Source organism: Streptomyces sp. NPDC051133 (genome assembly GCF_040682635.1).
In the GTDB taxonomy this organism is placed as follows: Bacteria; Actinomycetota; Actinomycetes; order Streptomycetales; family Streptomycetaceae; genus Streptomyces.
This window is the reverse complement of the sequence record NZ_JBFBBK010000032.1, coordinates 18,679-40,459: the sequence shown is the minus strand read 5'-3', so window position 1 is coordinate 40,459 and position 21,781 is coordinate 18,679. Positions and strand designations below refer to the sequence as shown.

Here is a 21,781-nt window from a genome sequence, read left to right as displayed (position 1 = left end):
GCCAGGCCTTGCGCCTGGCGCCTGGCGCCTGGCGCCTGGCGCCTAGCCCAGCGTGCGTCCCAGTACCCACACCACCGGTGCCGCCGCCGACAGGGGCAGGGCCACGCCCGCGGTGAAGTGGACGAAGCGGGACGGGTAGTCGTAGGCAGCCACCCGGTGACCGATCAGCGCGCAGACGCCGGCGGCTCCGCCGAGCAGGGCGCCCTTCGCGCCCAGCCCCGTCATGCCCCCGACGGCGATGCCCGCGCCCGCCGCCGCCAGCACCGCGACGACCACCGACGCCGGGGTCGGCAGGGGCAGGGCGCGGGCCAGGACGGCCACCGCGACCGCCGCCGCGCCGACCGACACCGCGTGGGCGTCGGCGGCCAGGTACCCGGTCGCCAGGACCGTCAGCGCCGTCGAGGCGACGGTGGCCATCAGGCCGTACATGCGCTCGTCCGGCGAGGCGTGCGAGCGCAGCTGCAGGACCAGGGACAGCAGGACCCAGACGCCGAGCGGGCCGAGGATCGCGACCGGGGCGTGGTCGCGGCCGGCGGCCAGGACGGCCACGTCGGCCGTGAGGCCGCCCAGGAAGGCCAGCGCGATGCCCTGCCGGGCCGGCCACATGCCGTTGAGCCGGAACCAGCCGGCCGCGGTGACCGCCTGGAGCAGCACCAGCGGGACGGCGAGGGCGTACGAGGCGACGGGCGCCGTGGCGGCCAGCAGCAGGCCCAGGAGCGCGGTGAGCAGCGCCGGCTGCATTCCGGGGTCGATGATCGGCGAACGGCCCTCCAGGCGCGCCCGCTGGGCGTCGGTGATCCGGGCGTTGCCGCTCAGGGTGGCGGGGCCGTAGGCGGGCGCGGACTCGGATTCCGGCGCCTGGGCCTGCGCCTGCGCCATCGCCGGCTGGGGCTGCGGCTGTGGCTGCTGCGGCTGGGCTGCGTACTGCGCCTGCTGCGGGTCGGCGTACGGCTGGGCCTGCGGGGGCTGCTGGTACTGGTGCTGCGGCAGGTACGCCGTCTCGGCCCCCTGCGCCTGCATCGGCGACTGCACCGGGGCGTGCGTCTGCGTCTCCCACGTCCGGCCCTGCCACTGCTGGGTCGACTGCGGGTCGTAGCCGCCGGGCTGGGCGTACGGGTCGTGGCCGGGCCAGTCCTGTGGCGCCGGCTGCTGCTGATAGGGGTCGTAGCCCTCGTACGGGCCGCCCTGATACGGCTGGTCGCTCATCGCCTCACCCTCCTGCGAACGGCGGGAGCACCTCGACCGAGCCGCCCTCGGCCAGCCGTACCGTCTCATGCGCGCGTGTCCCGACGGGGTCCCCGTCGACGAGGAAGGAGCATCGCTGCAGCACGCGCGTCAGTTCGCCGGGGTGTCGCGCGCGGACGGCGGCCAGCGCGTCGGCGAGCGTGTCCGCGTCGTACGGTTCCTCGGCGACACCGGCGGCGGCCTTCGCGGCGGCCCAGTAGCGCACCGTGACCTTGGGCATCTCGTTCCTCAATCGGCGGCGGAAATCAACAAAGACAGATGGTGTCAGGCTAGCCCGCCGCGCCCCGGGCCCAGTCCGCGATCCGGTTGAGGAGGGCTTCGTCCGTCGCGTGCTCCGCGTGCCCCATCCCCGGCTCGACCCAGAGTTCGCCGTGGTCACCGGCCGCTTCGGCGAGCATCCGGGGATGGTCGAGGGGGAAGTAGCCGTCGCGGTCGCCGTGGACGAGGAGCAGGGGGGTGGGGGCGATCCGGGGGACCGCCTCCACCGGGGACAGCGGGACCGGGTCCCAGTCGCGGTGGTGGATGCGGGTGCGCAGGCCGTAGCGGCCGACCAGGCGGCCCTCGGGGCGGGTGACCAGCCAGTGCAGGCGGCGCATGGGGGCGGTGCCCCGGTAGTACCAGCGGGCCGGGGCGCTCACCGAGACCACGGCGTCGACCGTGCGGGGGTGCAGGGCCGCGTGCCGCAGGACGACCGAGCCGCCCATGGAGAAGCCGACGCTGACCACGCGCGCGTGCCCGAAGCCGCGGGCCCGGTCGACGGCGGCGGCGAGGTCCAGGACCTCCTTGTCGCCGACCGTGGACCGGCCGCCGGAGCGTCCGTGGCCGCGGAAGGAGAAGGTGACGACCGCGCCGTGAGCACGCAGCACGCCCGCCACCCTTCGTACATGCGGGCGGTCCACGTCCCCGGTGAAGCCGTGGGCGATCACGAACACCAGGTCGCGGGAGGGTGGCCGGGAGGTGTCGGAAGCCGTTTCGTATACGGCGGCGGGCGGATCGTATACGGAATCGATCGGAATTCCGTCTGCGCTGTGCAGGAACGTCCGGATAGGGGCCCGTCCGCCCGTCTCGGGATTCGGACGAACGGTGGAACGTGCCACATGACCTGCCGAACGGTTGCTCATGTGGGCTATTCTGCTGGGCAGAGGACTCGGGCAGCGTAGCCCCCGGGTCCTTTTGTGCTTTCGGAAGCGTTGTATACGAAGCGGGAAACCTCAGGTGACCGCCGGTGTACGGGGCCCCCGGGATCGCAGAGCAGTGCCCGTCCGCACAGCCTCGCAGGGACCGAGGAGGAACCAGACGTATGAGTTCTCTGCTGCTCCTGACCAACGCCCTCCAGCCGTCGACGGAGGTGCTGCCCGCACTCGGCCTGCTGCTGCACAACGTGCGGGTGGCCCCGGCGGAGGGCCCCGCCCTCGTCGACACCCCCGGCGCCGACGTCATCCTCGTCGACGGCCGCCGCGACCTGCCCCAGGTCCGCAGCCTCTGCCAGCTGCTGCGCTCCACGGGCCCCGGCTGTCCGCTGCTCCTCGTGGTCACCGAGGGCGGCCTCGCCGCCGTCACCGCCGACTGGGGCGTCGACGACGTCCTCCTCGACACCGCGGGTCCCGCGGAGGTCGAGGCGCGGCTGCGGCTGGCCATGGGCCGGCAGCAGATCGGGGTCGACGACTCGCCGATGGAGATCCGCAACGGCGACCTGTCGGTGGACGAGGCGACGTACAGCGCGAAGCTCAAGGGGCGGGTCCTGGACCTGACCTTCAAGGAGTTCGAGCTGCTGAAGTACCTCGCCCAGCACCCGGGGCGCGTCTTCACCCGGGCCCAGCTGCTGCAGGAGGTCTGGGGGTACGACTACTTCGGCGGCACCCGGACGGTGGACGTGCACGTACGGCGGCTGCGGGCCAAGCTCGGCCCGGAGCACGAGTCGCTGATCGGCACCGTCCGGAACGTCGGTTATCGATTCGTTACGCCCGAGAAGCCCGACCGGTCCGGCGAGGACGCCAAGGCCAAGGCGGACCGGGCGAAAGCCAAGAATCCGGACACTTCGGCCGCATCCGCCGAGCTGGACGGCACCGAGATCCACGCGGACGCCTAGCGCGCGACGGGAAGGCCGCTCGTGCGGGGCATTGCTTCCGCACATCCAACCCTTGATATGCCCTGCCCAGGGCGGGTCCATCCGCGTAGACTCCGCGCGTGGCCAAGGTGACTCGGGATGATGTGGCACGGCTGGCTGGGACCTCCACCGCCGTCGTCAGTTACGTCATCAACAACGGACCCCGGCCGGTCGCCCCGGCCACGCGCGAGCGTGTCCTCGCCGCGATCAAGGAACTGGGGTACCGGCCCGACCGGGTAGCCCAGGCCATGGCCTCGCGCCGCACCGACCTCATAGGCCTGATCATCCCGGACGCCCGTCAGCCGTTCTTCGGCGAGATGGCGCACGCGGTGGAGCAGGCCGCCTCCGAGCGCGGAAAGATGGTCCTCGTCGGGAACACCGATTACATCGGCGAACGCGAGGTCCACTATCTGCGCGCCTTCCTCGGCATGCGCGTCTCCGGACTGATCCTGGTCAGCCACGCCCTGAACGATCTGGCCGCAGCCGAGATCGACGCCTGGGACGCCCGCGTGGTCCTGCTGCACGAGCGCCCCGAGGCCATCGACGACGTGGCCGTGGTGACGGACGACCTGGGCGGCGCCCAGCTCGCCGTGCGCCACCTGCTGGAGCACGGCTACGAGTACGTCGCCTGTATGGGCGGTACGGCCCAGACGCCGGCCGTCGGCGACCCGGTCTCCGACCACGTCGAGGGCTGGAAGCGGGCCATGGCCGAGGCGGGCCTGCCCACCGAGGGCCGGCTGTTCGAGGCGCCGTACAACCGCTACGACGCCTACCGGGTGGCCCTGGAGTTCCTGTCCCGTCCGAACCGCCCGCCGGCGGTCTTCTGCTCCACCGACGACCAGGCGATCGGCCTGCTGCGGGCCGCGCGCGAGCTGCGCATCGACGTGCCCGGGGAGCTGGCGGTGGCCGCCTTCGACGACATCAAGGAGGCCGCGCTCGCCGACCCGCCGCTCACCACGGTCGCCTCCGACCGCTCGGCGATGGCCCGGGCGGCGGTCGACCTGGTCCTGGACGACGGGCTGCGGGTGGCGGGGTCGCGGCGGGAGCGGCTGAAGACGTTTCCGTCGCGGCTGGTGGTGCGCACCAGCTGCGGCTGCGACGGCTGAGCGGGACGTCTCCTGCGACGCCTCCTCATATCGGGCAAACGAGGTTCTGCCGGGCTTCTCAGTCGGCACTCAGGAAGCTCTCATGGTCACGGGGGACTCTGTTTGTCATGACCGAGAGCCAGGGCGCATACCCCCAGCAGCAGCACAGCCACTCCGCTCCCGTGAACCCCGAATGGCCGCCCCCGCCGTCGTACGAGTCTCCGGCGGCCATGAACCCCGCGCCCGCCCCCGAGCCGAAGAGGAGGCGTCCCCGGGGCCCCGTCGCCCTGCTGGCGGCGGTCGCGATCGTCGCGGCGGCGGTCGGCGGCGCCACGGCGTACGGCTTCCAGGAACTGACCGGCAAGGACAGCGTCGCCTCCGCCGGCACCACCACCAACGTGGTGCCCGTCGGCAAGAAGGGTGACGTCGCCGCTATCGCGGAGGCCGTCAGCCCGAGCGTGGTGGAGATAAACGCGACGCTCGGCAACGGCTCCTCCACCGGCTCCGGCGTGATCATCTCGTCGAGCGGCGAGATCGTCACCAACAACCACGTCGTCTCCGGCGCGCAGTCGATCAAGGTGCGCACCAGCGACGGCAAGAGCTACACCGCCGAGGTCGTCGGCACCGACAGCTCCAAGGACCTCGCGCTGATCAAGCTCCAGGGCGCCTCGGGGCTGAAGCCGGCCGCGCTCGGCGACTCCTCCGACGTCCAGGTCGGCGACTCGGTCGTCGCGATCGGCTCCCCCGAGGGCCTGACCGGCACCGTCACCAGCGGCATCGTCTCCGCCCTCGCCCGGGACGTGACCGTCTCCACGGACGAGGGGCAGGGGCAGGACCAGGGCGGCGACGGGCAGTGGCCGTTCCAGTTCGGCGGCCGCCAGTTCAACGGCGACACCGGCTCGTCCACCACCACGTACAAGGCCATCCAGACCGACGCCTCGCTGAACCCGGGCAACTCCGGTGGCGCGCTGATCGACGCGAGCGGCCACGTGATCGGCATCAACTCGGCGATGTACTCGTCGAGCCAGCAGTCCTCGTCGTCCTCGGACGCGGGCAGCGTCGGCCTCGGCTTCGCCATCCCCGTCGACACCGTCAAGTCCGACCTGGCCAAGCTGCGGGCGGGCTCCGGCAGCTGATCGGTCTCACCCGGGGGAATCCAGCAGGGGGGACTCAGCAGGGGCCCCATCCGTCGGCCCCCATCAGGCAGCAGGGAGTACGTCATGATCACCAAGGTTTCCCACGATGTCCCCGTAGGCGGCCCGGCCGGTATCACCCTGGCCCTCGAGGTGCTGCGGGAGCTGCCCGCCCCGGCCGCGCCCCCGCGCCCCGCCGAGGTCGTGTCGGTCCCCGAGCTGATGGGCCTGCGCACCTCCGCCGCCCGCCCGCACCGCCGCAAGGTGCCGCTGCACCGCCTGACCGCGATGCGTGGGCTGGCCGTGCTGGGCGCCTGAGGCCGGTATGCGCCTCCCACGGCCGGGAACATGCGACGCTGAGAGGCACCCCGACCGTCCCGGCCGTCCCGACCACTCCCGTCACCCCGCCGACTCCACGGCCCCCGGCCATGAGGACCACCCCGGCCATCCCGACCACCCCGACTACCCCGGCCGTCCCGACCACCCCGGCCGTCCCGACCACCCCGGCCATCCTGACCCCGGCCACCCCGACCCCGGCCGTCCCGGCCACCCCGGCCATCCGGACCATCCCGGCCGTCCCGACCACCCCGACCACCCCGGCCGTCCCGACCACCCCGGCCATCCTGACCCCGGCCACCCCGACCCCGGCCGTCCCGACCACCACCCCGGCCCCGGCCGTCCACCCCGACCATCCGACCCTTCGCACCCCGAGGAACCGCGAGCGATGAGCCCCGCCGAAGGCGACCGTGACCCCCAGCGCATCCTGATCGTCGACGACGAGCCCGCCGTGCGCGAGGCGCTCCAGCGCAGCCTCGCGTTCGACGGGTACGACACCGAGGTCGCCGTGGACGGCGCGGACGCGCTGGAGAAGGCCACCGCCTACAAGCCGGACCTGGTGGTGCTGGACATCCAGATGCCGCGCATGGACGGCCTGACGGCGGCCCGTCGCATCCGGGGCGCCGGCGACACCACCCCGATCCTGATGCTCACCGCCCGCGACACGGTCGGCGACCGGGTCACGGGGCTGGACGCGGGGGCGGACGACTACCTGGTCAAGCCCTTCGAGCTGGACGAGCTGTTCGCCCGTATCCGCGCGCTGCTGCGGCGCAGCTCCTACGCGGCGGCGGTGTCGGCCGAGGCCCAGGAGGACGAGGCCCTCACCTTCGGCGACCTGCGCATGGACCTCGCGACACGGGAGGTCACCCGGGCCGGCCGCCAGGTCGAACTGACCCGCACGGAGTTCACCCTGCTGGAGATGTTCCTGGCCCATCCGCGCCAGGTGCTCACCCGGGAGCAGATCCTGAAGGCGGTGTGGGGCTTCGACTTCGAGCCCTCGTCCAACTCCCTCGACGTCTACGTCATGTACCTGCGCCGCAAGACCGAGGCGGGCGGCGAGCCGAGGCTGGTGCACACCGTGCGCGGTGTCGGGTACGTCCTGCGGCAGGGCGGCGCCGAGTGAGCAATCTGGCACGGCGCTACCGTTCGCTGCCGCTCCGGGCCCGTCTGGCGGTCCTGGTCGCGGCGGCGGTGGCGTTCGCGGTGGCGGCGGTCTCGGTGACGGCCTGGTTCATCGTGCAGGGCAAGCTCTACCAGCAGGTCGACGCCGATCTGCAGAAGGCGGTCCGGCCGCAGGCGGCGGCCGACGTCAACGCGGCGCTGGAGACCTGCCCGCAGGCCGCCTCGGAGTCGACCTCCGGTTTCCGGGCGCGCGGCACCTACTACGGCGAGCTGGTCAGAGCGGACGGCACCGCCTGCGTCTTCTCCAACTCGGCGGGCACGGTGAAGACCGTCGCCAGCGACCGGGAGGTGGCGAGGACGGCCGAGTCGCGCCAGGGCGGTCTGCTGCGCAACGGCACGGACGGCAACGGCAACGCCGTCCGCGTCCTGACCATGCCCCTGGTGGTCACCGACAACCTGGCCTCCCCGCCCCAGCTGTACCCGAACACGGCGCTGCTGGTGGCCACCCCGCTCAAGGCCACCCAGGACACCCTCAAGGATTTGGCCCTCATCCTGCTCCTGGTCTCCGGCATCGGGGTGATAGGAGCAGGCGCCGCGGGTCTCGCGGTCGCCCGGGCCGGCCTGCGCCCCGTCGACAAGCTCACCGAGGCCGTGGAACACGTGGCCCGCACCGAGGACCTGACCATCCGCATCCCCGTGGAGGACGACAGCGAGGACGAGGTGGCCCGGCTCTCCCGCTCCTTCAACTCGATGACCGCCTCCCTGGCCAGCTCCCGCGAGACCCAGCGGCAGCTGATCGCGGACGCCGGCCATGAACTGCGCACCCCGCTGACGTCGCTGCGGACGAACATCGAACTCCTCACCCGCAGCGAGGAGACGGGCCGTCCGATCCCGCCGGAGGACCGCAAGGCCCTGCTCGCCTCGGTGAAGGCGCAGATGACCGAACTGGCCGCGCTCATCGGCGATCTGCAGGAGCTGTCCCGCTCGGAGGGCGAGCGCGGCGAGCGCGTCCAGGTCGTCGACTTCCAGGACACCGTCGAGGCGGCCCTGCGCCGGGCGCGGCTGCGCGGGCCCGAGCTGACCATCACGGCGGACGTGTCGCCGTGGTTCGTCCGCGCGGAGCCCTCGGCGCTGGAGCGGGCGGTCGTCAACATCCTGGACAACGCGGTGAAGTTCAGCCCCGAGGGCGGCACGATCGAGGTGCAGCTCGACGACGGCGTCCTGACCGTCCGCGACCACGGTCCCGGCATCCCCGAGGACGAACTCCCTTACGTCTTCGACCGCTTCTGGCGCTCCCCCAGCGCCCGCGCACTGCCCGGCTCGGGCCTGGGCCTGTCCATCGTGGCCCGCACGGTCCAGCAGGCGGGCGGCGAGGTCACCCTCACGCACGCGGAGGGCGGCGGCACGGTGGCAACGGTACGGCTGCCGGGGGCGACCACACCTCCGCCGGAGACACTGCCGGTCTAGGGGGTTTCGTTTGGATCAGGTCGGATCAGGCCGCGGCGTCCGGTGCGGTGCATCGCAAGGCGGAGGATCACCCGCGTACTGGGCGTACTCGGGTGGTCCGACAACGCGGCGAGGTGCCGTGCCGGGCGTCGCGGACCCGGGCTGATCCAAACGAAGCCCCCTAGGCGCAGGCGCATGAGCCGTGGTGGGGGGACTCCTCCACCACGGAGGTGATCGCGCCGTCGGCGGCCCGTCCCTCCCGGGACGCCTGCTCGATGCGGCCGGAGAAACGGCGGCCGGCGAGCAGGAACAGGGGCGCGAGGACGAAGGTCACCAGCGCCAGGTCCCAGCGCAGTCAGAGGGCGGCGGCGCAGAAGACGGCGGAAAAGGCCGCCGACACCGCGCCCACGCAGGGGCGTCCGCCGCGCGGCCCGCCGTCCGTCCCGTGATGTGCCGCCCCTGTGCGGCCCGCCCGCCGTACCCTCATACGCATGACCAGCGACGACACCGAACGGATTCCCGGCTCCCGCTCCATCGAGACCTATTCCGCGCTCGCCCCGGACCAGGCCGAGGCCGTGCTCGCACTGCTCGCCGAGGCCGCCCGGGTCGACGGCCAGCAGCCGGTGTCCGAGCAGGGCCGGCTGCAACTGCGCGGGGGTGCCCGCGAGGGCGTCTCGCATCTGCTGCTGACCGCCGACGGCGAACTCCTCGGCTACGCCCAGCTGGAGGACACCGACCCGGTGGAGGCGCCGGCCGCCGAACTGGTCGTGCACCCGGCACACCGCGGCCACGGCCACGGCCGGGCGCTCGGCGCCGCCCTGCTCGCCACCTCCGGCAAGCGGCTGCGCGTGTGGGCGCACGGCGGGCACGCCGCCGCCCGGCATCTGGCCCAGGTGCTCGGCCTCACCCTGTTCCGCGAACTGCGCCAGATGCGGCGGCCGTTGAGCGGCCTGACGCTGCCGGACCCGGTGCTGCCGGAGGGGGTGACGGTCCGTGCCTTCGTGCCCGGCAAGGACGACGCGGCCTGGCTCGCGGTGAACGCCGCCGCCTTCGCGCACCACCCGGAGCAGGGCTCGCTGACCCAGCGGGACCTGGACGACCGCAAGGCCGAGGCCTGGTTCGACCCGGCCGGGTTCTTCCTCGCCGAGCGGCGCGGGGAACTGGTCGGCTTCCACTGGACCAAGGTGCACGCCGCCGAGGGGCTCGGCGAGGTGTACGTGCTCGGCGTGCGGCCCGGCGAGCAGGGCGGCGGCCTCGGCAAGTCCCTGACCACGATCGGGCTGCGCCATCTGGCCGGGCTCGGCCTGCCGACCGCGATGCTCTACGTCGACGCCGACAACAAGGCGGCGGTGGCGGTGTACGAGCGGCTGGGGTTCACCACGCACGAGACGGACCTGATGTACCGCGCGGAGACCTGACCGGCCCGGCACGGTACGACGCGAGGGGCGGCCCGGCTTGACGGCCGCCCCTCTCTTGCACCACCCTTTCACTACTCAATTAGTGAAAGGGTGGTTCTAGGCGTGGTCGAGTACCGCATCGACCGGCACAGCGGGGTCGCCACTTACGTCCAGATCGTCCAGCAGACCAAGCAGGCGCTGCGCATGGGCCTGCTGAAGCCGGGCGACCGGCTGCCCACGGCCCGCGAGGTCGTGGAGGCCACCGCCATCAACCCCAACACCGTCCTGAAGGCCTACCGGGAGCTGGAGCGGGAGGGGCTGGTGGAGGCCCGGCGCGGCCTCGGCACCTTCGTGCGCCGCTCGCTCGGCACCGCCCCGGCCGACACGTCGCTGCGCACCGACCTGGAGGCCTGGGCCGTGCGGGCCCGCGCCTGCGGGCTGGAGCGGGACGACGTGGCCGCACTCTTCACTGCCGTACTCGACCAGCACTTCCAGGGAGAACGTTCATGAGCGACACGGCGATCGAGGCCACGGGCCTCGGCAGGCGCTTCGGGCGCAGGGGAAGCTGGGCGCTGCGCGACTGCGGCTTCCGGCTGCCCACCGGCCGGGTGTGCGCCGTCGTCGGACCCAACGGCGCCGGCAAGTCGACCCTGCTCGCCCTCGCCGCCGGCCTCCTGCCGCCCACCGAGGGCCACATACGGGTGCTCGGCACCGCACCGGCGCAGGCCCGCCCCCGGCTCGGCTTCGTCGCCCAGGACAAGCCGCTCTACCCGCAGCTCACGGTCGCCGAGACGCTCCGCATGGGCGCCGATCTCAACCCCGAGCGCTGGGACCAGGCCGTCGCCGAGCACGTCGTCGCCGCCGGCGACCTGGACCCCCGCTCCCGCATCCGCTCCCTGTCCGGCGGTCAGCGCACCCGGATCGCGCTCGCCCTCGCCCTCGGCAAGCGGCCCGAACTGCTGCTCCTGGACGAGCCGATGGCCGACCTCGACCCGCTGGCCCGGCACGAGCTGATGGGCACGCTGATGGCCGAGGCGGCGCAGCACGGCACCACGATCGTGATGTCCTCGCACGTCGTCGCCGAGCTGGAGGACTCCTGCGACCATCTGCTGCTGATCGGCGGCGGCCGGGTCCGGCTGGCCGGTGAGATCGACGACCTGCTCGCCGCGCACGTCCGGGTCACCGGCCCCGCCGACACCACCGACCTCGGCCCGCACACCGTCGTCGAGTCCCGGGTCACCGGACGCCAGCTCACCGCGCTGATCCGTCCCGCCGGCCCCGTCCCCGGCGCCGGACGCACCTCGACGCCCTCCCTGGAGGAGCTCCTCCTCGCCCACCTGCGCAACCCCGCCGCACCGGGCCTGACCGAGGAGAGCGCCGCATGACCGCCGCCCTGACCACCCCGGCCGCCCCCCGGCCCCGGCCGGCCCGCTGGGTCCTGCGTCTGCACCGGCCCACGCTGTACGCGTGGGCGGGGTTCGTGCTCGTCCTCACCGCCCTGCTGCTCGCCCTGCGCGGCCCGCTCGCCGACGCGGCGGCCGAGGGCTGGCGGAGTTACGACGCCTGCGGGTTCGCGCGGAAGTGCAGCTACGACCAGGCCGCGATCCTGCGCTACAAGGACTACTACGACTACGCCACCTACGCGCTGAACGCGGTGCCCTTCCTGGTGGCCGGGTGGGCGGGCGCCGCCCTGATCGGCCGCGAGCTGGAGACCGGCACCGCCCGGCTGTCGTGGGCGCAGAGCAGTTCCCCGGCCCGCTGGCTGGCGGTCCGGCTGGCCGTCCCCGCGCTCGCCGTCACCGCCGGCACCTGCCTGCTGTCCTGGCTGCACGACCTCGCCTGGCTCGCGGGCCGCGGCCGCATCGACACCGCCAAGGACTGGACCGACCGCTTCACCTTCCACGCCAACGGCCCCACCACCGCCGCCCTCGCCCTCGCCGGACTCGCCTGCGGAGTGCTGGCGGGCCTGCTGCTGCGCCGCACGCTGCCCGCGCTCGTGCTCGGCGTGGTGCTCACCGGAGCCGTCCGGGGCCTGGCCGAGTGGCTGCTGCCCCACCTGTGGCCGCCGGTCACCCGCGAAAGCACCCTCCACCAGGGCTTCGCCGGCTCGGGTCTCGTCGTCGACCAGGGCATGATCGACCGGTCCGGCGCCCATGTGCCGGTCCCGCGGTGCGGTTCGAGCGCCCAGTGCAAGGCCGCCTTCGCCGATCTCACCGGCTACTACAACGCGTACCACCCCTACTCCCACTTCTGGCCCCTCCAGCTCACCACCAGCGCGCTGATCCTGGCCGTCGCCGGACTGCTGGTGCCGGCTTCCTTCCTGGTGCTGCGCCGCCTCACGGGCACCGCCCGGCTCACCCGAAAGGCCACCGCATGAGCACCGCCCTCGCCCCCGCCCGCCCCGTCACCCGCCGGGTCCTGCTGCGGCTGCACCGCCCGGCGCTGCTCGTCTGGACCGCGTTCGTCCTGCTCGCGGCGGCCGAGCTGCTCTGGCTCCACCTCGATGCCGCGCCCCGGGACCGGTCCTGCGTGCAGCCCGGGCACTGGTGCTCGTACACCGCGTTCACCGACACCAACAACGTCATGAACAGCCTCGGCGAGATCCTGTCCTACGCCCCCTGCGCGGTGGCCGCCTGGGCCGGGGCCGCGCTGATCGGCGGCGAGCTGGAGTCCGGCACCGCACAGCTGGTCTGGACCCAGGCCGTCACCCCGGTCCGCTGGCTGACCACCAAGCTGGTCACGGCCACGCTGCCGCTGCTCGGCGGCGCCGCCGTCCTCGCCGTGGCCTTCGGCCGGATCTGGACCGCGGACCGGGACGTCCTGGTCACCGACTGGACCTGGGACCAGGTCTTCGTGCCGCGCGGTCCGCTGCTGCCCGCGCTCGTGCTGTTCGCCCTCGCCGCCGGCACCCTCGCCGGGCTGGCCCTGCGCCGTACCCTGCCGGCCCTGGCCACGGCCGCAGCCGCCACCCTGGTCCTGCGGCTGTACCTGCGTGACCTGTGGAAACCGCTGCGCCCCGCCCTGTCCGGCTTCTGGTACCTGCACCTGGCGGCCACCGGTATCGTCCTCACCCTCGCCGCGCTCGCCGTCACCGCCGCCTACGCGGTGCTGCGCCGCCGCACCGGCTGAGGCGACGGCCCCCCGGGAGCCGCCCCCCGATATCCCACACGTCATGTCGCCGTAACCATTGATTCAGCCGGACTTGCGACGCTCGGCCAATGAAGCCCGCCGTGCCAGAGCCTTCGCCGCCCCCCGAGGGGCCAGCGGGGAACGGGGCCGTGACGCTCCCGCCCGCACGTTCCGACGCGCCCGTCACGCCCCTGGCGCGGAAGAATGGGGTCATGAGTCAGCCAGACGCCCAGGCACCGGTCCAGCACGCACAGCCCCCCGTGGGCTCCATAGCCGCGCACCGCCCGCACACGGTGGCCGCGACGGTATCCGACCTGGAACCCGACCTCGACGCGGATCTCGACGCGTACGAGGAGGCACACACCGACGGTGCGCCTCTGCCGCAGGGGCGCTTCCTCGACCGGGAGCGCAGCTGGCTGGCGTTCAACGAGCGCGTCCTGGAGCTGGCCGAGGACCCGAACACTCCCCTGCTGGAGCGCGCCAACTTCCTCGCGATCTTCGCCAGCAACCTGGACGAGTTCTTCATGGTCCGGGTGGCCGGACTGAAGCGCCGCATCGCCACCGGCGTGGCGACCCGGTCCGCCTCCGGGCTGCAGCCGCGCGAGGTGCTGGAGATGATCTGGGCCCGCTCGCGCGAGCTCATGGCCCGGCACGCCGCCTGCTACCACGAGGACGTCGCCCCCGCGCTCGCCGAGGAGGGCATCCACCTGGTCCGCTGGAACGAGCTGACCGAGAAGGAACAGGCACGCCTGTTCACCCTCTTCCGGCACCAGATCTTCCCGGTCCTCACCCCCCTCGCCGTCGACCCGGCGCACCCCTTCCCGTACATCTCCGGCCTCTCCCTGAACCTGGCCGTCGTCGTACGCAACCCGGTCAGCGGCCACAGGCACTTCGCGCGCGTGAAGGTGCCGCCGCTGCTGTCCCGCTTCCTGGAGAGCAGCCCCGGCCGGTACGTCCCCGTCGAGGACGTCATCGCCGCGCACCTGGAGGAGCTGTTCCCGGGCATGGAGGTGCTGGAGCACCACACCTTCCGGCTCACCCGCAACGAGGACCTCGAGGTCGAGGAGGACGACGCCGAGAACCTGCTCCAGGCTCTGGAGAAGGAGCTCATGCGGCGCCGCTTCGGCCCGCCGGTGCGCCTGGAGGTCGAGGAGTCCATCGACCGCGAGGTGCTGGACCTGCTGGTCCGCGAGCTGAAGATCTCCGAGGCGGAGGTCTACCCGCTGCCCGGCCCGCTGGACCTCACCGGCCTCTTCCGCATCCACAGCCTCGACCGGCAGGAGCTGAAGTACCCGAAGTTCGTCGCCGGCACCCACCGCGACCTCGCCGAGGTGGAGTCCGCGTCCGCGCCGGACATCTTCGCCGCCCTGCGCACCCGGGACGTGCTGCTGCACCACCCGTACGACAGCTTCTCCACGTCCGTCCAGGCCTTCCTGGAGCAGGCCGCCGCCGACCCGGACGTCCTCGCCATCAAGCAGACCCTGTACCGCACCTCCGGCGACTCCCCGATAGTCGACGCGCTCATCGACGCCGCCGAGTCCGGCAAGCAGGTCCTCGTCCTGGTCGAGATCAAGGCCCGGTTCGACGAGCACGCCAACATCAAGTGGGCGCGCAAGCTGGAGGAGGCCGGCTGCCACGTCGTCTACGGTCTGGTCGGCCTGAAGACGCACTGCAAGCTGTCCCTGGTGGTCCGCCAGGAGGGCGAGACCCTGCGCCGCTACAGCCACGTCGGCACCGGCAACTACCACCCGAAGACGGCCCGCCTGTACGAGGACCTCGGCCTGCTCACGGCCGACCCGCAGGTCGGCGCGGACCTCTCGGACCTCTTCAACCGCCTCTCCGGCTACTCCCGCCGCGAGACCTACCGCCGTCTGCTGGTCGCCCCCAAGTCCCTGCGGGACGGCCTGATCGCGCGGATCGACAAGGAGGTCCAGCACCACCGTGCGGGCCGTCCGGCCTTCGTCCGCATCAAGGTCAACTCGATGGTCGACGAGGCGGTCATCGACGCCCTCTACCGGGCGTCCCAGGCGGGCGTGCCGGTCGACATCTGGGTGCGCGGCATCTGCGCCGTCCGGCCGGGCGTCACGGGCCTGTCGGAGAACATCCGCGTCCGCTCCATCCTCGGCCGCTTCCTCGAACACTCCCGGGTGTTCGCCTTCGGCAACGGCGGCGAGCCCGAGGTGTGGATCGGCAGCGCCGACATGATGCACCGCAACCTCGACCGCCGGATAGAGGCCCTGGTCCGCGTCGTCGACCCCGGCCACCGCGCAGCCCTCAACCGGCTGCTGGACACCGGCATGTCCGACACCACCGCCTCCTGGCACCTCGGCCCGGACGGCGAATGGACGCGACACGCGACCGACGCGGACGGTCAACCACTGCGCAACGTTCAGGAGATGCTCATAGACGCCCGGAGGCGCCGGCGTGGCACAGCAACACCTTGACCCGACGGACCCCACGGCCACAACCGCGGTGACCGGCGAGGCCCTCGCCGGTTATCTGCGTACCCAGGCCACGGAGTTCCTCCGCGCGCTGCGCCTGCACCGGGAGAACGGCACGGCGAACGGCTCGGAGGAGTCCGTCGACGCGGCCCGGGCCCTGCGCCGCTCGGCCCGCCGCATCAGCGCCAGCCTCCACACCTTCCGCCCCCTCCTCGACCCCGCCTGGTCCGAGGAGATGCGCCCGGAACTCGCCTGGGTCTCCGGCACGCTGGCCCTGGAACACGCGTACGAGGCGCGGCTGCAACGCCTGTTGCTGGCCCTGCACCGGCTGTCGGGGGCCACGGCGTTCCCGGGCCAGCCGGCCTCCGTGGACGTCACCGGGGCGGCCCCGGTGACCGAGGTGACCGCGGGCAGCCGTGCCGCCGGCGTGGCCACCGCCCGCCTGAAGGCGGCGCCGGAGGGCACCGGCGGCCCGGCCCTGCCGGCGCCCCTGCCGGAGCGCGCCAACCTCACCGTGGGCGCGGCCAAGGCGGGCGCCCTGCTCGAACGCCAGCTCACCCTCGCCCGGACGAGGGCCCACTCCACGGCGCTCCAGGCCCTCGGCTCCTCCCGCTTCCACGCCGTGGCGGACAGGGTCGCCGTACTGGCCAGCGAGGTCCCCCTCACCGCCACCGCCACGGCCACCGGCCTGCACCCGCTCGCCGCGGCCGCCGAGGAGCGCCTCACGGACGCCATCGCCGCCCTGCCCCTGATCCTGGCCGGCCACCCCTACAACGCCGAGGCCCTCGTCCACGGCCTGTCCCCGGATCCGTCCCCGCACCCCCAGGACGGACCCTGGCACCAGGTACGCCTGCTGCTGCGCCTGCACCGGTACGCCCGCGAGGTGCTGGAAGCGGGCGACCGCCCCGTGGACGTCGACCTCCTGACCGCCGGTCAGGCACTGAACCGGCACCGGGACGCCTCGGAGGCCGCGGCCGCGGCGGCGCAGGCGGCCCGCACCCCCCGCATCGCCCCCGCGACCGCCTACGCCCTCGGCGTGCTCCACGCCGACCAGCGGCACGAGGTGGAGGCGGCCAGGTTCGCCTTCCAGCAGGCCTGGCAGAAGCAGACGGTCGGCACGCCCTGAGTCACCCCGAGGAGGCGGTGTGAACGACACCCTGGTCCAGGCGGCCGGCTGCGTCCTGTGGCGCCGCTCGCCGGTCGCCGGCGACCTGGAGATCTGCCTGGTCCACCGGCCCAAGTACGACGACTGGTCCCATCCCAAGGGCAAGTTGAAGCGGGGCGAGGACGCGCTCGCGGGCGCCCTGCGCGAGGTCGCGGAGGAGACCGGGTACACCGCCCTGCCCGGCGCCGAGCTGCCGACCATGCGCTATCTGGCCAACGGGCGCCCGAAGCAGGTGCGTTACTGGGCGGCAGAGGCGGTTTCCGGCCACTTCACACCCAACGACGAGGTGGACCGCGTCCTGTGGCTCTCCCCCGCCGCCGCCCGCAGCCGCCTCACCCAGCCCCGGGACCGCGATCTGGTGGACGCCCTTCACAGCTCGGCGGCGTGAGCCTCCGCGTCCGTACGGGCCTGGCTGCGGGCCCGGCGGGCCGGACCGCGCCAGCCACAGCTGCAGCGGGCCACGCAGAAACGGCCCTGTTCCGCCGTCGAGGTGAGGTGTTCCCGCCCCTGCCGGGCCCGCTCCGGTTCGTCCTGCTGCGCCACGCCGACAACGTTACCGACACCGCGGTTAAAGGGTTCGTATGGCTTTCCCCGCCCCCGGCGGCGCGTGACGGCCACCCCCTACCCGTCGTTAACCGTCACGACAGGGGGCCCGTGACGGACATACCGGCTTGGGGGTAGGCAGGCGATGGATCGGCGGCAGCACAGGCGCGCGGGCAGGACGGTCGTCGCGGTCGGCATCATGGTCGGCCTCGGGACGGCCGGCACGGGCTGTTCCGGCAGCGGGGCCGCCGCCGAGGACGTCAAGGGCACGGGCGACCCGGTCACCATCCTGCACCGGGCCGCCGACACCCTGCTCGGCGCGGGCAGTTCCAAGGCCACCACCTCCATGGAGATGGCCACCGGCGGCACCCGGGTCACCATCCGCGGCCGGGGCGTCTACGACTACCGGCACCGTCTCGGCCGGCTCACCGTCGTCCTCCCCTCGGACCCGACGGGCGCCGCCGAGCACCGGCCCATCACCGAACTCCTCGCGCCCGGTGCCCTGTTCATGAAGAACCGGGGAGCCGGGGTGCCCGCCGACAAGTGGGTGCGGGTGGAGGCCGCCTCGCTCTCCGACGGCAACCTGGTCACCGGCGGCGCGACCGACCCGTACACGGCGGCCGAGGTGCTGCGCGGGACGCGTACGGCGACCTTCGTCGGCAGGACCGAGGTCGGCGGGACCGCCGTACGGCACTACCGGGGCACGGCGGACCTGAACCAGGCGGCCCGGTACGCCACCTCCGAGGACAGGGCACCCCTGGCCGCGGCGGCGAAAGGGTTCGCCACGGCCGAGGTCCCGTTCGACGCCTACCTCGACGACCAGGGCCGCATCCGCAAGCTCCGGCAGCGCTTCAGCTTCGTCAACGGCCGGCAGAAGACACCGGTGGCGGTCGCCTCCACCACGCTGCTGTACGACTTCGGCGCCCCCGCGGACGTCCGCCTGCCGCGCTCGCGGGACATCTACGCGGGCCGGATCGCCGAGGACGGGGGCGCGGGCGGGGGCGCGGGCGGCGAGGAGGCCGGAGGCGCGAGTGGGGCGAGCGATGGGGGGAGCGCGGGGACGACGCCGGCCCGGCGCACTAGTCCGGTGCGCCACCCGTGAACTAGCCCGTCCGTGCCATGCGCGGTGTGTAGGGCGCTGCCTACTCTAGGAAGCCGGTGACGGCGGGGAAGACGGCGGAGAAGAGGCGAGGCAGGTGGCTCCGGTCGGCGGCACGGCGGTACAGGACCACGTGGCCCTCGCCGAGATCGAGCTGTGCGGAGAGCTGATCATCGCCGCCTCGGCCGCCGAGGACCGGCTCAGCCTGGAGAGCATCGACGAGGTGCTGCGGGTGGCCGAGGAGCGCGGGAACTAGACGGGCGGCAGATCCACAGCCGGACCGGCTCAGGTGCGCAGGAGACGCCCGATCGCCTTCGTCGCCTCGTCCACCTTCGCCTCGATCTCCTCGCCGCCCTTGAGGGCCGCATCGGCGACACAGTGCCGCAGGTGCTCCTCCAGCAGCTGCAGCGCGAAGGACTGCAGGGCCTTGGTGGAGGCCGAGACCTGGGTGAGTATGTCGATGCAGTACGTGTCCTCGTCCACCATCCGCTGCAGCCCGCGGATCTGCCCCTCGATCCGGCGCAGCCGCTTGAGGTGCTCGTCCTTCTGCTTGTGGTAGCCGTGCGTGGCGCCGGCCTCGGTCGTCGTCATCGCGGGCCTCCCTCTCGGGACGAGTCGTGGACACATTCGGGGATAGATACCCCTACTGGGTATATGGTAACCAATTTTGCGGGGTAGGGAGCCCTTGGTACGCCCCCGTGCTGATCACTCTGCCCGATGGGCGACACTGGGATGCGGCCCGATAGCCGTGGCCGGATGATGCGCCTAGCATCAGCCTGACCGAAACCGAAGCACCCCGAGGACCCCACGTGCGCTTTCGTCTGACCCCCAGGGAGACGAGCTTCTACGACATGTTCGCCGCATCCGCGGACAACATCGTCACGGGCTCGAAACTCCTGATGGAACTGCTCGGGGCGGACGCGTCCGCCCGGGCCGAGATCGCAGAGCGTATGCGGGCGGCGGAACACGCGGGTGACGACGCCACGCACGCGATCTTCCACCAGCTGAACTCCTCGTTCATCACGCCGTTCGACCGCGAGGACATCTACTCCCTCGCGTCGTCCCTCGACGACATCATGGACTTCATGGAGGAGGCCGTCGACCTGGTCGTCCTCTACAACGTCGAGGAGCTGCCGAAGGGCGTCGAGCAGCAGATCGAGGTGCTGGCCCGGGCCGCGGACCTGACGGCCGAGGCGATGCCCAACCTGCGCACGATGGACAACCTCACCGAGTACTGGATCGAGGTCAACCGCCTCGAGAACCAGGCCGACCAGATCCACCGCAAGCTGCTGGCGCACCTCTTCAACGGCAAGTACGACGCGATCGAGGTCCTCAAGCTCAAGCAGATCGTGGACGTCCTCGAAGAGGCGGCGGACGCGTTCGAGCACGTGGCGAACACGGTGGAGACCATCGCCGTCAAGGAGTCCTGAGGCGTCGATGGACACCTTCGCCCTGGTCGTGACCATCGCGGTCGCGCTCTTCTTCACGTACACGAACGGCTTCCACGACTCGGCGAACGCGATCGCGACGTCGGTGTCGACCCGGGCCCTGACCCCCCGGGCCGCCCTCGCCATGGCGGCCGTGATGAACCTGGCCGGTGCCTTCCTCGGCTCCGGTGTCGCCAAGACGGTCAGCGAGGGCCTGATCGAGACGCCCTCCGGCTCGACGGGCATGGGCATCCTCTTCGCCGCCCTGCTCGGCGCGATCACCTGGAACCTGGTCACCTGGTACTACGGCCTGCCGTCCTCGTCCTCGCACGCGCTGTTCGGCGGCCTGGTGGGCGCGGCCCTCGCGGGCGGCACGGCGGTCCACTGGAACGGCGTCGTGAACAAGATCATCATCCCGATGTTCCTGTCCCCGGTGGTCGGCCTGATCGTCGGCTACCTGGTGATGACGGCGATCATGTGGCTCTTCCGCCGGTCCAACCCGCACAAGGCCAAGCGGGGCTTCCGCATAGCGCAGACGGTCTCCGCGGCCGGCATGGCCCTGGGCCATGGTCTCCAGGACGCCCAGAAGACCATGGGTGTGGTGGTGATGGCCCTGGTGATTTCCGGCCATGAGACCTTCGGCGACCCGATCCCGGTCTGGGTGAAGATCGTCTCGGCGCTGATGCTCTCCCTCGGCACGTACGCCGGCGGCTGGCGCATCATGCGCACGCTGGGCCGCAAGATCATCGAACTGGACCCGCCGCAGGGCTTCGCCGCGGAGGCCACCGGCGCGTCGATCATGTTCGGCACGGCGTACCTCTTCAAGGCCCCGATCTCCACGACCCACGTCATCACGTCCGCGATCATGGGCGTCGGCGCGACCAAGCGCGTGAACGCGGTCCGCTGGGGCGTGGCCAAGAACATCGTCCTGGGCTGGTTCATCACGATGCCTGCGGCGGCCCTGGTAGCAGCGGCAGCCTTCGGAATCGTAGACCTGACGGTCCTCTGACCCACCCTGCCCCACCCGCCCACCCCCTCACCACACCGAGGGAGGTGGGCACTCGGCTTTTCGGGGGGCTTGGGGGCGGCGGGGTACGGGGCTGGGTACGGGGTGGGATCCGGGGGCCGGGTGGGTGGGCGATGGGGGCCAGGGGCGAAGCCCCGGCGGGGTGGGGGGCGGAGCCCCCGCATCACGCGCAATGGGCCCGCCCCCGGGAGCCAGGGGCGGGCCCTCTTGCGTCCTCACGGTGGCACCGCCATGCAGCACCGCGAGGGGTCCGGCGCCGCCCCGGCCGAGCCGGAGCGGCAGCGTCCGTCAGCCGAAGCGGCCGGAGATGTAGTCCTCCGTCGCCTGGACCGACGGGTTGGAGAAGATCCGCTCGGTGTCGTCGATCTCGATCAGCCGGCCCGGCTGACCGACCGCCGCCAGGTTGAAGAACGCCGTACGGTCCGAGACGCGCGCCGCCTGCTGCATGTTGTGCGTCACGATGACGATCGTGAACCGTTCCTTCAGCTCACCGATCAGATCCTCGATGGCGAGGGTGGAGATCGGGTCCAGCGCGGAGCAGGGCTCGTCCATGAGGAGGACGTTCGGCTCGACCGCGATCGCCCGCGCGATGCACAGCCGCTGCTGCTGACCGCCCGAGAGACCGGAGCCCGGCTTGTTCAGGCGGTCCTTCACCTCGTTCCAGAGGTTCGCGCCCTTGAGCGACTTCTCGACGATGTCGGTCAGCTCGCTCTTCTTGTAGTTGCCGTTCAGGCGCAGCCCCGCCGCCACGTTGTCGAAGATCGACATCGTGGGGAACGGGTTCGGGCGCTGGAACACCATGCCCACCTCGCGCCGCACCGACACCGGGTCGACGCCGGTGCCGTACAGGTCCTCGTCGTCCAGCAGCACCTTGCCCTCGACGCGGCCACCGGGAGTGACCTCGTGCATACGGTTCAGCGTGCGCAGGAACGTCGACTTGCCGCAGCCGGAGGGTCCGATGAACGCCGTCACCGAACGCGGCTCGACGGTCATCGAGATGTCCTCGATCGCCTTGTGGGAGCCGTAGTAGGCGGTCAGTCCGCTTACGTCGATTCGCTTGGCCATGTCTTCTACTTCAC

25 protein-coding genes and 1 pseudogene are annotated in these 21,781 nt (G+C 72.5%); 19 read left to right on the top strand and 7 right to left on the bottom strand.

All coding sequences use genetic code 11. The features are described 5' to 3' along the window. Window positions 1-42: 42 nt before the first annotated feature. The 3 genes from AB0N17_RS29150 to AB0N17_RS29140 are packed head-to-tail and all read right to left on the bottom strand — an operon-like array spanning window position 43 to window position 2,366. A complete protein-coding gene (locus tag AB0N17_RS29150) occupies window positions 43-1,206 on the bottom strand; it encodes a hypothetical protein (RefSeq protein WP_366014512.1) in 1,164 nt (387 codons plus the stop codon). 4 nt (window positions 1,207-1,210) lie between these two features. Further along, window positions 1,211-1,465: a MoaD/ThiS family protein gene (locus AB0N17_RS29145; RefSeq protein ID WP_366014511.1), complete on the bottom strand. Its 255-nt coding sequence runs from the start codon at window positions 1,463-1,465 to the stop codon at window positions 1,211-1,213. A gap of 49 nt (window positions 1,466-1,514) precedes the next feature. Then, window positions 1,515-2,366: an alpha/beta fold hydrolase gene (locus tag AB0N17_RS29140; protein WP_366014510.1), complete on the bottom strand. Its 852-nt coding sequence runs from the start codon at window positions 2,364-2,366 to the stop codon at window positions 1,515-1,517. 179 nt (window positions 2,367-2,545) lie between these two features. Here AB0N17_RS29140 and AB0N17_RS29135 point away from each other — a divergent pair, with 179 nt between their 5' ends. The 7 genes from AB0N17_RS29135 (at window position 2,546) to AB0N17_RS29105 (ending at window position 8,495) form a co-directional block, all read left to right on the top strand. Further along, complete coding sequence (locus AB0N17_RS29135) at window positions 2,546-3,334, top strand: response regulator transcription factor (RefSeq protein ID WP_366014509.1); 789 nt, start codon at window positions 2,546-2,548, stop codon at window positions 3,332-3,334. 98 nt (window positions 3,335-3,432) lie between these two features. Continuing rightward, on the top strand, window positions 3,433-4,458 hold the full coding sequence (locus AB0N17_RS29130; protein WP_366014508.1) for a LacI family DNA-binding transcriptional regulator: 1,026 nt from the start codon (window positions 3,433-3,435) through the stop codon (window positions 4,456-4,458). 107 nt (window positions 4,459-4,565) lie between these two features. After that, complete coding sequence (locus AB0N17_RS29125) at window positions 4,566-5,573, top strand: trypsin-like peptidase domain-containing protein (RefSeq protein WP_366014507.1); 1,008 nt, start codon at window positions 4,566-4,568, stop codon at window positions 5,571-5,573. 84 nt (window positions 5,574-5,657) lie between these two features. Next, complete coding sequence (locus AB0N17_RS29120) at window positions 5,658-5,888, top strand: hypothetical protein (RefSeq protein WP_366014506.1); 231 nt, start codon at window positions 5,658-5,660, stop codon at window positions 5,886-5,888. Window positions 5,889-5,998: 110 nt separating this feature from the next. Next, a complete protein-coding gene (locus AB0N17_RS29115; protein WP_366014505.1) occupies window positions 5,999-6,298 on the top strand; it encodes a hypothetical protein in 300 nt (99 codons plus the stop codon). Next, a complete protein-coding gene (locus tag AB0N17_RS29110; RefSeq protein ID WP_366014504.1) occupies window positions 6,295-7,029 on the top strand; it encodes a response regulator transcription factor in 735 nt (244 codons plus the stop codon). The genes AB0N17_RS29115 and AB0N17_RS29110 overlap by 4 nt, the downstream gene beginning before the upstream one ends. Then, window positions 7,026-8,495, top strand: a complete 1,470-nt coding sequence (locus AB0N17_RS29105; protein ID WP_366014503.1) for a HAMP domain-containing sensor histidine kinase — start codon at window positions 7,026-7,028, stop codon at window positions 8,493-8,495. The genes AB0N17_RS29110 and AB0N17_RS29105 overlap by 4 nt, the downstream gene beginning before the upstream one ends. Before the next feature lie 190 nt (window positions 8,496-8,685). Here the strand turns inward: AB0N17_RS29105 and AB0N17_RS29100 are convergent. Further along, window positions 8,686-8,883, bottom strand: a pseudogene (locus AB0N17_RS29100) (ABC transporter ATP-binding protein); the annotation flags it as partial. A gap of 82 nt (window positions 8,884-8,965) precedes the next feature. Between AB0N17_RS29100 and mshD the strand changes: the two are divergent. From mshD to AB0N17_RS29060, 8 genes are all read left to right on the top strand, one after another. Then, the gene (gene mshD / locus AB0N17_RS29095) at window positions 8,966-9,892 is read left to right on the top strand and encodes a mycothiol synthase (RefSeq protein ID WP_366014502.1); all 927 of its coding nucleotides are present in this window, start codon (window positions 8,966-8,968) and stop codon (window positions 9,890-9,892) included. A gap of 102 nt (window positions 9,893-9,994) precedes the next feature. Beyond that, a complete protein-coding gene (locus AB0N17_RS29090) occupies window positions 9,995-10,381 on the top strand; it encodes a GntR family transcriptional regulator (RefSeq protein ID WP_366014501.1) in 387 nt (128 codons plus the stop codon). After that, complete coding sequence (locus AB0N17_RS29085; protein WP_366014500.1) at window positions 10,378-11,256, top strand: ABC transporter ATP-binding protein; 879 nt, start codon at window positions 10,378-10,380, stop codon at window positions 11,254-11,256. The genes AB0N17_RS29090 and AB0N17_RS29085 overlap by 4 nt, the downstream gene beginning before the upstream one ends. Then, the gene (locus AB0N17_RS29080; protein WP_366014499.1) at window positions 11,253-12,248 is read left to right on the top strand and encodes an ABC transporter permease; all 996 of its coding nucleotides are present in this window, start codon (window positions 11,253-11,255) and stop codon (window positions 12,246-12,248) included. Before AB0N17_RS29085 ends, AB0N17_RS29080 begins: the two co-directional genes overlap by 4 nt. Further along, window positions 12,245-13,000, top strand: a complete 756-nt coding sequence (locus AB0N17_RS29075; RefSeq protein WP_366014498.1) for a hypothetical protein — start codon at window positions 12,245-12,247, stop codon at window positions 12,998-13,000. The genes AB0N17_RS29080 and AB0N17_RS29075 overlap by 4 nt, the downstream gene beginning before the upstream one ends. Before the next feature lie 212 nt (window positions 13,001-13,212). Continuing rightward, entirely contained in the window at window positions 13,213-15,444 is a 2,232-nt protein-coding gene (locus tag AB0N17_RS29070) for an RNA degradosome polyphosphate kinase (RefSeq protein ID WP_366014497.1), read from the top strand. After that, on the top strand, window positions 15,425-16,567 hold the full coding sequence (locus tag AB0N17_RS29065; RefSeq protein ID WP_366014496.1) for a CHAD domain-containing protein: 1,143 nt from the start codon (window positions 15,425-15,427) through the stop codon (window positions 16,565-16,567). The genes AB0N17_RS29070 and AB0N17_RS29065 overlap by 20 nt, the downstream gene beginning before the upstream one ends. A gap of 19 nt (window positions 16,568-16,586) precedes the next feature. After that, window positions 16,587-16,994: an NUDIX hydrolase gene (locus AB0N17_RS29060; RefSeq protein WP_366014495.1), complete on the top strand. Its 408-nt coding sequence runs from the start codon at window positions 16,587-16,589 to the stop codon at window positions 16,992-16,994. Here the strand turns inward: AB0N17_RS29060 and AB0N17_RS29055 are convergent. Beyond that, window positions 16,976-17,149 (bottom strand): hypothetical protein, encoded by a 174-nt coding sequence (locus tag AB0N17_RS29055; protein WP_366014494.1) that lies wholly within the window; start codon window positions 17,147-17,149, stop codon window positions 16,976-16,978. The two genes, AB0N17_RS29060 and AB0N17_RS29055, sit on opposite strands and share 19 nt — an antisense overlap. A 145-nt stretch (window positions 17,150-17,294) precedes the next feature. Here AB0N17_RS29055 and AB0N17_RS29050 point away from each other — a divergent pair, with 145 nt between their 5' ends. Further along, window positions 17,295-18,251, top strand: coding sequence for a hypothetical protein (locus tag AB0N17_RS29050; RefSeq protein WP_366014493.1), 957 nt, complete (start codon window positions 17,295-17,297; stop codon window positions 18,249-18,251). A gap of 94 nt (window positions 18,252-18,345) precedes the next feature. Beyond that, window positions 18,346-18,504 carry a hypothetical protein gene (locus AB0N17_RS29045; RefSeq protein WP_366014492.1) on the top strand — a complete coding sequence of 53 codons (159 nt, stop codon included), beginning with the start codon at window positions 18,346-18,348 and terminating at the stop codon, window positions 18,502-18,504. A gap of 29 nt (window positions 18,505-18,533) precedes the next feature. On the opposite strand, the gene AB0N17_RS29040 is transcribed toward AB0N17_RS29045, so the two are convergent. Continuing rightward, entirely contained in the window at window positions 18,534-18,839 is a 306-nt protein-coding gene (locus tag AB0N17_RS29040; RefSeq protein WP_199211084.1) for a metal-sensing transcriptional repressor, read from the bottom strand. Between the two features lie 218 nt (window positions 18,840-19,057). Between AB0N17_RS29040 and AB0N17_RS29035 the strand changes: the two genes are divergently transcribed. Beyond that, window positions 19,058-19,678, top strand: a complete 621-nt coding sequence (locus AB0N17_RS29035; RefSeq protein WP_123975966.1) for a DUF47 family protein — start codon at window positions 19,058-19,060, stop codon at window positions 19,676-19,678. Between the two features lie 7 nt (window positions 19,679-19,685). Continuing rightward, window positions 19,686-20,684, top strand: a complete 999-nt coding sequence (locus AB0N17_RS29030; RefSeq protein ID WP_366014491.1) for an inorganic phosphate transporter — start codon at window positions 19,686-19,688, stop codon at window positions 20,682-20,684. 306 nt (window positions 20,685-20,990) lie between these two features. On the opposite strand, the gene pstB is transcribed toward AB0N17_RS29030, so the two are convergent. After that, on the bottom strand, window positions 20,991-21,767 hold the full coding sequence (pstB, locus tag AB0N17_RS29025; protein WP_366014490.1) for a phosphate ABC transporter ATP-binding protein PstB: 777 nt from the start codon (window positions 21,765-21,767) through the stop codon (window positions 20,991-20,993). Window positions 21,768-21,781 lie beyond the last annotated feature (14 nt).

Excerpts from the sequence above, each read along its gene's own strand:
- AB0N17_RS29150 (WP_366014512.1), bottom strand. The coding sequence starts at position 1,206 with ATGAGCGACCAGCCGTATCAGGGCGGCCCGTACGAGGGCTACGACCCC.
- AB0N17_RS29145 (WP_366014511.1), bottom strand. The coding sequence starts at position 1,465 with ATGCCCAAGGTCACGGTGCGCTACTGGGCCGCCGCGAAGGCCGCCGCC.
- AB0N17_RS29140 (WP_366014510.1), bottom strand. The coding sequence starts at position 2,366 with ATGAGCAACCGTTCGGCAGGTCATGTGGCACGTTCCACCGTTCGTCCG.
- AB0N17_RS29135 (WP_366014509.1), top strand. The coding sequence starts at position 2,546 with ATGAGTTCTCTGCTGCTCCTGACCAACGCCCTCCAGCCGTCGACGGAG.
- AB0N17_RS29125 (WP_366014507.1), top strand. The coding sequence starts at position 4,566 with ATGACCGAGAGCCAGGGCGCATACCCCCAGCAGCAGCACAGCCACTCC.
- AB0N17_RS29120 (WP_366014506.1), top strand. The coding sequence starts at position 5,658 with ATGATCACCAAGGTTTCCCACGATGTCCCCGTAGGCGGCCCGGCCGGT.
- AB0N17_RS29115 (WP_366014505.1), top strand. The coding sequence starts at position 5,999 with ATGAGGACCACCCCGGCCATCCCGACCACCCCGACTACCCCGGCCGTC.
- AB0N17_RS29110 (WP_366014504.1), top strand. The coding sequence starts at position 6,295 with ATGAGCCCCGCCGAAGGCGACCGTGACCCCCAGCGCATCCTGATCGTC.
- mshD (WP_366014502.1), top strand. The coding sequence starts at position 8,966 with ATGACCAGCGACGACACCGAACGGATTCCCGGCTCCCGCTCCATCGAG.
- AB0N17_RS29085 (WP_366014500.1), top strand. The coding sequence starts at position 10,378 with ATGAGCGACACGGCGATCGAGGCCACGGGCCTCGGCAGGCGCTTCGGG.
- AB0N17_RS29080 (WP_366014499.1), top strand. The coding sequence starts at position 11,253 with ATGACCGCCGCCCTGACCACCCCGGCCGCCCCCCGGCCCCGGCCGGCC.
- AB0N17_RS29075 (WP_366014498.1), top strand. The coding sequence starts at position 12,245 with ATGAGCACCGCCCTCGCCCCCGCCCGCCCCGTCACCCGCCGGGTCCTG.
- AB0N17_RS29070 (WP_366014497.1), top strand. The coding sequence starts at position 13,213 with ATGAGTCAGCCAGACGCCCAGGCACCGGTCCAGCACGCACAGCCCCCC.
- AB0N17_RS29050 (WP_366014493.1), top strand. The coding sequence starts at position 17,295 with ATGGATCGGCGGCAGCACAGGCGCGCGGGCAGGACGGTCGTCGCGGTC.
- AB0N17_RS29040 (WP_199211084.1), bottom strand. The coding sequence starts at position 18,839 with ATGACGACGACCGAGGCCGGCGCCACGCACGGCTACCACAAGCAGAAG.
- AB0N17_RS29030 (WP_366014491.1), top strand. The coding sequence starts at position 19,686 with ATGGACACCTTCGCCCTGGTCGTGACCATCGCGGTCGCGCTCTTCTTC.
- pstB (WP_366014490.1), bottom strand. The coding sequence starts at position 21,767 with ATGGCCAAGCGAATCGACGTAAGCGGACTGACCGCCTACTACGGCTCC.